Genomic DNA, 4,955 nt, shown 5'->3' on the forward strand with positions numbered 1-4,955 from the left:
ACCCTCTGCTAGTGCAAGGATTCTTCTCTTTCCGGCGGCATCATCTAAAGGGCATAAAAAGGTGTTAGATCCTATTGATGTTCTGGTTTAATCAAACTAAAAAATTATCATCCAGGTATTTTTGAAATTTTGGCTTGTATTGTTCGCTAACAGGGATATAGACCTTCTCATCAAAAACGATACGGTTGCGTTCTACAGTGGTAATCTTATCGAGGTTTACGATATACGATCGGTGAACGCGCATAAAGTTGGTTTTGGGAAGATATTCCTCCATCTTTTTCATGCTCATTAGGGTCATTACTGGTTTTTCATTGCCTAAATGAATACGAACATATTCACGCATACCTTCAATATATTTGATGTCGGACAAAACAATGCGCAGGATCTTATATTCCGATTTTATAAACAGAAAATTATCGTCACTTCGAACCTCGGCACTTTCATTTTCTTTGGGTTGTATCCTTTCCCTTGCTTTCTCTGATGCCTTTAAAAATAAGGAGTAATCAATGGGCTTTAACAGGTAATCAATGGCATCGACCCGAAATCCTTCCAGAGCATATTCACTATAGGCCGTCGTAAAAATCACTTTGGGAGGATTGTTCAACGATTTAACAAAATCCATCCCACTTAAGTCCGGCATATTAATATCCACAAACATTAAATCCACCTCATTTTCCTGTAAAAAAGTAATGGCCTGCAAAGCGCTTTCAAATTGCCCAATTAATTCCAGAAATGGGGTTTTGTCAATATAACTGACCATCTGCTTTAATGCAAGAGGCTCATCGTCTATGGTTATACTTCGTATCATATTGGAATACTCAAATTTACGGTATATTTTTCCCTGGTCTCTGTAATGTTTAGATCATAGGCTGTTTTATACAATAAATCCATACGCTTCTTGGAATTTTCAAGGCCTATGCCCGATGGGACTTCTGTTTTTTTGAAATGATTGCTATTCTCTATTTTAAAGATTAAGCGGTTTTCAGGAAACGACATCGCAATTTTTATAAACGAAGGATGGGTATAGCTAATGCCATGCTTAAAAGCATTCTCGAGCAATGAAGTAAACAGCAATGGTGGAACGGATTTATCCGGGATATCAGCGGGAATATCCACTTCGATCCTGACCTTATCGGTAAACCGGAGCTGCATGAGTTCGATATAGCTTTGAATGAACTCCACTTCCTTTTTAATTGGGTTTTGATTATCCTCGGAATCGTACAATAAATGCCGCATTAAATTGGAAAGCTTTACAATGGATTGCTTGGCTTCTTCCGAATCTATATCGACCAGGGCATGGATATTGTTGAGGGTATTCATAAAAAAATGGGGACTGATCTGATTCCTTAAAAAGGCCAACTGGTTTTCCACGCTTTCTTTTTGAAGCTTGAATTTTTCCTGTTCCAGATTTGCCCAACGCATCGATATTTGCAGGCCGGCATCAAAACCTACGATGAGTATCGCCAAAATGATAAAATTGACATAGGCAGGAATTGGTCCCCGATTATTTTGCCCTGGTGGCCCATGGGGCGGAAAGTCACTTCCCAAAACATCTTCCGGGGGCTTTTCCATCGGCCTTTCCATCCTATCTGGCGGAGGTGGAGGCGGTGGTTCGTCTAATCGAGTATCCAGCCCATATATAAGCGATGCCCCTGTGAGAATTAGCGCCAAAGTGATGATAGCATAGCTGACTTTTTTGCCTTTAAAATAAAAATAGGGCATCAGTACAAACCGATGGGCCAAAAACAGCAACAACAGGGGTAAATGGTTTTTCCAAATATTCAACACATGCGTCCAGTCGATCCCCTCCTGAAACTGACCGAACAACAAGGGAGATGCGAACAGTATTATCCAAAGAGCGAAAATGATAAAAGGCTCAAAATATTTATAATTGTACTGTTTCATACCGGGTTTCAAGATTGAAAATTACGTATTAAATCATCAAATATTCGAAAAAACAGCTTTGTTTGTGGCACGCAATCCGTTACCACAAACAAAGATATTACAACTGGAATAGGCCTAGCTGGCTTAATCCAGATATTGACTGACTGCCGAAGCTCTGCTTATAGCGTGTTGATCGAGTGTTGAAATTGACTGATAAAAGTCGTTGTTGTTATTTAAAAAGGTATACCCAGCAACTTCCAATGTTACATAAGGTTCTATCAAGGAAGAATAGGCAGCATAGACCGATTGTATATAGGATGTTTCAAATGCACCATTAATAGTTTCCTGTACGTAATTATCATAAATCCCCTTATACACCTCATCTGCATACAGATACTCAATTAAAGGCCACTCATTTGAGGCCAAATCCGAGAAATCCAAATTTAGAGAACCTTGCATTTTACCTTCTTGTAAAGCTTCGTTATTATCCCAGGGAATCCAGGTGAGCAAATTATTATCCGGGTTATTGTATAGATAATAATTATGTGGCATTACACCGTAGGTATCCCAATTTTGCATTACAGTATTTAGGGCCAGATAATGAAGAAATACGTCGGTATCCATTACAGCATCCAAACCAGCTCTCCATGCTTCAGGATCTGTGGTTCGGGTATCATCATGCAAGGCTGCGAACAAGGCTTCAATGTCACTCCAATCGGCTTCATCCTCATTGGTCTTTTTCTCAAAACCATCTTCATTAAATGTACCTTCAATAAAGCTGGCCCCATAGTCTTCAGGTTTGTATAGATTGCCATCATCACTGGAAAATTGGGTCTTTATCACAGTATTATCAATTTCTTCTACCAAAGTATAAAGTCCAAAATATTCAGGACCATCCCCATGATCTATATACAATGTATAAAAAGCAGTATTGGAAACTGCCAGGCCAGCATCTGCAAAGATATCTGCAGAAACCTTTTCCCTCAAAAAAGAGGTATCGTCATAATTGTTTTTAAGACTGAATTTTTTAAAGCCATAAAAACGCTGATTGTCTATTTGCGGATAATCATCTTCATACTCATCAAAGTCCATCTTAAAGGCTAATTTTAAAATGCCGGCTTGCCAACTGCCTTGTAAACTAGAGTTTCCTTTAAAGCGTAAACCTACTTTATACCATTGTTTATCATTGTAATAAACATCTCCGGGAACAAAAATTGGATCCTCATCCGTATCAATTAATCCACCACCTCCAGGACCACCTCCGGTAGATGCGCCAAATTCGCCATATAGATTTGTCATATCATCCAGCATGCTTTGCCAGTTTTCTTCTGAGATTACAAAATCAAATCTTTTTACGGTGGTATTATCAAATACTTCATCAAAGTTTGGGTCCGCATCTTTACTATGTGTTTCTGAAGTCCAATCTGTTGGCACAAAATCGGCATCGTCAACTGTAGAGATGTCTTCATCCACTATAGATGTATCATCGTCGATTTCAGTTATTGGATCATCATCAGAGCAACTGGTAAATAACATAGCTCCCAGGAATAAAACACTCAGAAAGATTAAAATTCTAAATGTTGCTTTTTCAATAATTGCATTGTTTAACGTTCTTGATCTCATTGTAATTAATTTTTAAATTATGAAACAAAGAAATGGTGGGTTGGCCCGAATAAAAATTCAAATCAACGTTTACCCGTATTTTATCTATGAATAATAGAATTCTTTAAACAAGTTTTTCGGATGTTGGGGTTATTGATTTTGTAAGTAGATTAAAAGTTAGGAGGCATATAACAAAAAGTGTGTCCAAAAAGTAATTAAAGCTGTCAGTTTGAGGGCAATCGAAAACCAAAAGATATTGATAACCAAAGCATTTCGACTGCGCTCAATATGACATTCTAATAAAATCTTACATTTTAGACACCCTCTTCAAAACTAACTCAACAAGAAAACTATTTTATTTAGGTAAAGACCGCTTCATTGGGCCATTGGCCAAAGGGCTGTTTTTGAAACTGCATGGTGCCATCCTCACCTTTATAAATATTGATCCATGCCTGCCAGTTTTTATCGTCCATTTCGGGATAATCCAGTCGGTAATGGCTGCACCTGCTCTCTGTTCGCATCAGGGATGCCTTTAGCTTCATTTCGGCACTGACGATCATATTGGTGGTTTCATGGGCCAATCGTAATTCATGTAAATTGGCGGCCCTCAGCATGGGCATATGATGGTCCCGTAATTCCTCGATATAGGCCAAAGCGCCTTTCATCAGGTTTTCTTTTTTGATGTAAAGAATGAAATTCGGGATCATGATACCCTGCAAGGTCTGGGTCACCCAGGCAGGGCTATACCCAGCATCTCTTTTTAAAGGGGCTAGCATTTCGGCTTCTATTGTTGCCCATGTTGATTTTGAAACAGAAGGCTTTTCTGAACTTTTGGAATATTTGGCAGCGGCTTCTCCTGCCACGCCTCCCTGCACCGCCGAACCAGCCAGGGACGATCCAATCTGTGTGTAAATGGCTCCGGCCATATAAGAGCCCAGAGCATCTCCGGCAGCATACAGACCGGGAATGTTCGATTCGCATTGATCGTTAATAGGCACCAATCCCTCAGACTTGTGGATCGCCATGCCTGCCGATGATCCACCAACTATGGCGCCGCCCATTCCCGGGGGAGCTCCATCACCTTTTTTTCTTGGAGGCCTCTTTCTTTCATTGCTGCCCGGTTGAGGTCCATCCGGTCTTCTTTCGGAAAACTCTTCTGGCCTATAAGGCCCTCCTTTTACTTCGTTCTTCTGATTTCCCATTCCTGGAGGCCCCATTTGTCCGGAACCACCGTTCCTATAGGCCATATAATTCATATCCACACCTAAATCGTGGCGGATTTCAACGCTTGTAGTTGAGGGTTTTTGGTCGAACATATCCCCCCAGCCATCATAGCAAGCCGCTGGATTTTTGGCCTTACCGGGATGACCGTCATTCCACTCTTTTCCGGTAACCTTGGCCCCGATTTTATAGGCCATAATGGTACCATCGTGGGTAAGGTCGCATACAGGAAAGCCATTAGGTTTGAA

The 4,955-nt window shown here is 40.4% G+C and carries 4 protein-coding genes; all 4 read right to left on the minus strand.

Annotated elements, in window-relative coordinates; genetic code table 11:
- Positions 1–91 precede the first annotated feature (91 nt).
- A complete protein-coding gene (locus WBN20_RS12080) occupies positions 92–808 on the minus strand; it encodes a LytR/AlgR family response regulator transcription factor (protein WP_424281863.1) in 717 nt (238 codons plus the stop codon).
- Positions 805–1,905, minus strand: coding sequence for a sensor histidine kinase (locus WBN20_RS12085; RefSeq protein WP_424270841.1), 1,101 nt, complete (start codon positions 1,903–1,905; stop codon positions 805–807). The genes WBN20_RS12080 and WBN20_RS12085 overlap by 4 nt, the downstream gene beginning before the upstream one ends.
- A 123-nt stretch (positions 1,906–2,028) precedes the next feature.
- A complete protein-coding gene (locus tag WBN20_RS12090; protein WP_424281864.1) occupies positions 2,029–3,507 on the minus strand; it encodes a CotH kinase family protein in 1,479 nt (492 codons plus the stop codon).
- Positions 3,508–3,845: 338 nt separating this feature from the next.
- The coding region (locus WBN20_RS12095) for a hypothetical protein (RefSeq protein ID WP_424281865.1) at positions 3,846–4,955 on the minus strand (1,110 nt) is incomplete at its 5' end.

Source organism: Eudoraea sp., assembly GCF_049665975.1.
GTDB lineage: Bacteria > Bacteroidota > Bacteroidia > Flavobacteriales > Flavobacteriaceae > Eudoraea.